The sequence below is a fragment of the Amycolatopsis sp. NPDC003861 genome (genome assembly GCF_053605405.1).
Genome location: NZ_JBSGJD010000436.1, coordinates 1 through 4,204 on the forward strand (window position 1 = coordinate 1; position 4,204 = coordinate 4,204).

Here is a 4,204-nt window from a genome sequence, read left to right on the forward strand (position 1 = left end):
CCCCGCGGGCTTGGTCGGGGGGGGGTTCTTCGCCGGGCGGAAGCCGCCGCCACCGCCGCCGCCACCGGGGCCGCCGCGGAAGCCACCGCCGCCGCCACCACCGGGACCGCCGCGGAAACCGCCGCCGCCACCGGGACGACCGCCGCCACCAGGACCGCCACGGGCGCCGCCACCGGGACCACCGCGGGCGCCGCCACCGGGACCGGCGGGACGCTGCGTGCGGCCCGGCATCATGCCGGGGTTCGGCCGCGGGGGCATGTTGCCCGGGCTCGGCCGGTTGCCACCGGCGCCACCACCCGGCCGCGGGGCCGGACGGTCACCGCCGGCGCCACCGCCGGGACGCGGGGGCCGGTTGTCGCCGCCCTGGCCGCCACCGGGGCGCGGGGCCTGCGGACGCGGGGCCGGGGCGCCGGAACCGACGCCGAACGGGTTGTTGCCGACGCGCGGCGTGCGCGGGCCGGGCTTGGGACCGCCGGGCTTGGGGCCCTGCGGCTTCGGCGGGACGACCGAGCCGGTGCCCTGCGCGGGCGCGGCCGGGGTGTCCTGCTTGGGCGCAGCCGGAGTCTCGGCCTTGGCCGCCGGGACCTGCTGCTGGGGCGCGGCCGGAGCCGGGCGCGGGCCGGGCCGGGGGCCGGGGCGCTGCCCCGGGGTGGCCGGCTTCGACGCCGCGGGCGCCTGCTGCTGGGGTGCCGCCGGAGCCGACGTAGCCGACGCGGCCGGAGCGGGCGCCGCCTGGGCCGCCGGAGCCTGCTGGGCAGGCGCGGGGGGCTTCGGGGCAGCGGGTCCGGGCTTGGCGGCCGGCGGGCCGGGGCGCGCCGAGGGGCCGGGGGTCGGGGTGGGCTTCTTCGCGCCCTTGGGCGCATACGCGTCGCGGAGACGGCGGGCGACGGGCGCCTCGACCGTGGACGACGCGGACTTGACGAACTCGCCCTGTTCCTTCAACTTCGCGAGCACGTCCTTGCTGGTGATGCCGAGCTCCTTCGCGAGCTCGTGTACGCGGGCCTTGCCTGGCACAACTCTCCTCATCTAGGGGAGGCCAGGCGGAAAACCCGCTGACCTCGTCCTTATTGTCTGACGCTCATGGCTTCAGCTTCACGGCTGACTCATGACGGGTCGACCTGCTTCCTTGCTTCCTCGCGACCCCGGGGACATCCCGGGTTCGTGGTGCGGGGTGGTGCGCCCGACGTGCTCGCGGACCTCCGAGGCGTCGGCCGCCCCGGGAGCCCGCAGGGCCCTCGGGAAGGCTCGCCGCCGTTCGGCCTTGGCCAGGCAGTCCGGGTCGGGGTGCAGCCAAGCCCCCCGGCCCGGCAGCCGCCGACGCTCGTCGACGACCACCCGCCCGGCCACCGCGACCACGCGCAGCAGCTCACCGATCAATGCCCGCCGCTTGCAGCCGACACAAGTCCGCACCGGGGAATTCCGGTGGGGCTGGTGCTCGGCTACCCGCCGCGGGCTTCGAACCACTCCTGAGTCTAGCGCTTCGACCTTCACTCAGCCGAACCGGTTGTCGCGGCGGGCCGCGGCGGACGGGCGTGGTCTTGATCACCCTCGTCGTCCGCCGGTGCGGCGTCGCTGCGGATGTCGATCCGCCAGCCGGTCAGGCGGGCGGCGAGGCGGGCGTTCTGGCCCTCCTTGCCGATCGCCAGCGACAGCTGGAAGTCCGGCACCACGACGCGGGCCGTCTTCGCCCGCTCGTCCACGACTCGTACCGAGACAACCTTCGCGGGCGACAGCGCATTCCCGACGAAGCGAGCGGGGTCCTCGGAGTAGTCGATGATGTCGATCTTCTCACCGGCCAGCTCGCTCATCACGTTGCGCACGCGCGCGCCGACCGGGCCGATGCACGCGCCCTTGGCGTTGACGCCCGGCACGGTGGACTTGACCGCGATCTTCGTGCGGTGCCCCGGCTCGCGCGCGACGGCGGCGATCTCGACCGTCCCGTCGGCGATTTCCGGCACCTCGAGCGCGAACAGCTTGCGCACCAGGTTCGGGTGCGAGCGCGAGAGCGTGATCTGCGGGCCGCGGTTGCTGCGCGAGACCGTGACCACGTACGCCTTGATCCGGCTGCCGTGCTCGTAGGACTCCCCGGCGACCTGCTCGCCGGACGGCAGCACGCCCTCGGTGTCACCCACCTGGACCACGACCATGCCGCGCGCGTTCGCCCGGGCGTCGCGCTGGATGACGCCGGCGACGATCTCGCCCTCCTTGGTGGAGAACTCGCCGAAGGTCTTCTCGTGCTCGGCGTCGCGCAGCCGCTGCAGGATGACCTGGCGCGCGGTGGTGGCGGCGATCCGGCCGAACCCCTCCGGGGTGTCGTCCCACTCCTCGTCGACCTGGCCGTCGTGGGTCAGCGTGTGCGCGAGCACGCGCACCAGGCCCGTCTTGCGGTCGATGTCGATGCGGGCGTGCGGCTGGTGGCCCTCGGTGTGCTTGTACGCGGTGAGCAAGGCCGTCTCGATGGCCTCGATCACCGTTTCGAAGGGGATGTCCTTGTCCCGTTCGATCGCCCGCAGCGCGGCGATGTCGACGTTCACTTCGACCCCTTCTCCGTCTCGGCCGCGATCGAGCCGGACGCGTCGTCTTCGAGCAGTTTCAGGTCCTCGGCGGGCGGCTGCTTGAACTCGATCTCCACGACCGCCTTCGCCACGTCGGCGTAGCGGACGTCGCGGATCTTGCCGCCTTCGAGGACGCGGGCGGCGTGCTCGCCCGCGTGGCCGACCCGGCCGATGAAGGCCGCGCCGTCGGCCGGGGTGACCTTGACCAGCCGGAACCGCGCGCGCCGCCAGTGCCGCGCCTGGGTGAGCGGGCGGTCGAGCCCCGGCGAGGTGACCTCCAGCGTGTAGGCGCTCGCCAGCACGTGGTCGTTCTCGTCGAGGGCCGCCGAGACCTTGCGGCTGACCTCGGCGACCTCGTCCAGCCCGACCCCGTCGTCGGCGTCGACGACGACCTTGACCAGCTGGCGCCGGCCGGCCTGCTGCACCTCGAACGAATCGAGGTCGAAACCCGCGGCGGTGACGGCTTCGGCCACTATCGGCTGAAGCCGGCTGGCGAGTTCTCCTGGCACGTGGGGGTCTCCTTGCTCGGGCTGGGTGGTCGGGTCGGTGGTGGACCAGCTTATCCGGTCGCCCGCTCACCCCGCGCGAGCGGCGGGGCCGCCCCGGGGCCTGGCAGGATGGGGCGGCGTGACCGGAAGACCGACCGAGCTGACCCGTCGTACCGCCCTCCGCGCGGGGGCGCTGGCCGCACTGGCCGTTCCCCTCGCCGCCTGCGGGCCCGGCTACGACGAAAGCCCCGACCCGCTGCAGCCGCTGCTCGCCGCCGCCCAGGCCGACGCCGACGCCGCGCGGGCGCTGGCGAAGGGGGCCGACGCCGACGCCGCCGGCCAGCTCGCCGACGCGCGCGCGGCCCACGCGGCCGCCCTCAAGTCCGAAGTGGACCGGCTGAACCGGCCCACGCCGTCGCCGTCCGCGGCGCCGCCGGCGCCCGCCGCGCTGGGCGACCTGAAGGACCGGCTGGCGGCCGCGCGCAAGCAGGCCGAAGACCTCGTCGGCGGGCTGCCGCGCTACCGCGCCGGGCTGGTCGCGGCGGTGGCGGCGGGCTGCGCGTCGCTGCAGCGCATCGCCCCGGCGCTGGGCCCGGGCGAGGACGCGCCCAAGGTGGGCACCGCCCCGGCCGGGGCGATCCCGCCGGAGGCGGTGGACCCGCTGCAGGCGGCGCTGGCGGCCGAGCACGCCGCGGTGTGGGTGTACGGCCTGGTCAGCGCGTTCCTGCCGGGCGAGTTCGGCGACGCGGAGAAGAACGGCGCGGCGGAGCACGCCCTGCGCCGCGACTTCCTGCAGACGGCGCTGGCGGCGGCCGGGGCGACCCCGGTGGCCCCGGAGGCGGCGTACGTGCCGAAGAACCCGGTGACGGACGCGAAGTCGGCGTCCCAGGTGGTGGCGACGGCCGAGGCGGACTGCGCGTCGGCGTGGCTCGCGGTGATCGACCACACCGACGACGCGGGGTTGCGGACCACGGCGTTGCACGCACTGGTCGCCGCCTCCCGCCGCGGCACGCCCTGGCGTTCCGAGGCGGGCGAGAAGCCGGTCGCGATCGCCATGCCCGGCCAGAACTCCTGACCGCCCCGCCCAAGCGCCCCAATGTGGCGTTCGGTGCGTCCAGCGCACCCAATGTGGCGTTCGGTGCGTTGGACGCAACCAACGCC

5 protein-coding genes are annotated in these 4,204 nt (G+C 75.5%); 1 reads left to right on the plus strand and 4 read right to left on the minus strand.

The window, feature by feature from the left end:
* The 4 genes from ACWEVN_RS46825 to rimP form a co-directional block, all read right to left on the minus strand.
* The coding region (locus tag ACWEVN_RS46825) for a translation initiation factor IF-2 N-terminal domain-containing protein (RefSeq protein ID WP_452055580.1) at window positions 1-1,014 on the minus strand (1,014 nt) is incomplete at its 3' end.
* A gap of 78 nt (window positions 1,015-1,092) precedes the next feature.
* Window positions 1,093-1,410, minus strand: a complete 318-nt coding sequence (locus ACWEVN_RS46830) for a YlxR family protein (protein ID WP_310972566.1) — start codon at window positions 1,408-1,410, stop codon at window positions 1,093-1,095.
* A 77-nt stretch (window positions 1,411-1,487) separates the two neighbouring features.
* Window positions 1,488-2,534: a transcription termination factor NusA gene (gene nusA / locus ACWEVN_RS46835; protein ID WP_043785288.1), complete on the minus strand. Its 1,047-nt coding sequence runs from the start codon at window positions 2,532-2,534 to the stop codon at window positions 1,488-1,490.
* Window positions 2,531-3,064, minus strand: coding sequence for a ribosome maturation factor RimP (gene rimP / locus ACWEVN_RS46840; protein WP_449685004.1), 534 nt, complete (start codon window positions 3,062-3,064; stop codon window positions 2,531-2,533). Before rimP ends, nusA begins: the two co-directional genes overlap by 4 nt.
* A gap of 118 nt (window positions 3,065-3,182) precedes the next feature.
* Between rimP and ACWEVN_RS46845 the strand changes: the two genes are divergently transcribed.
* Window positions 3,183-4,118 (plus strand): ferritin-like domain-containing protein, encoded by a 936-nt coding sequence (locus ACWEVN_RS46845; protein ID WP_452055579.1) that lies wholly within the window; start codon window positions 3,183-3,185, stop codon window positions 4,116-4,118.
* The last annotated feature ends 86 nt before the right edge of the window (window positions 4,119-4,204 follow it).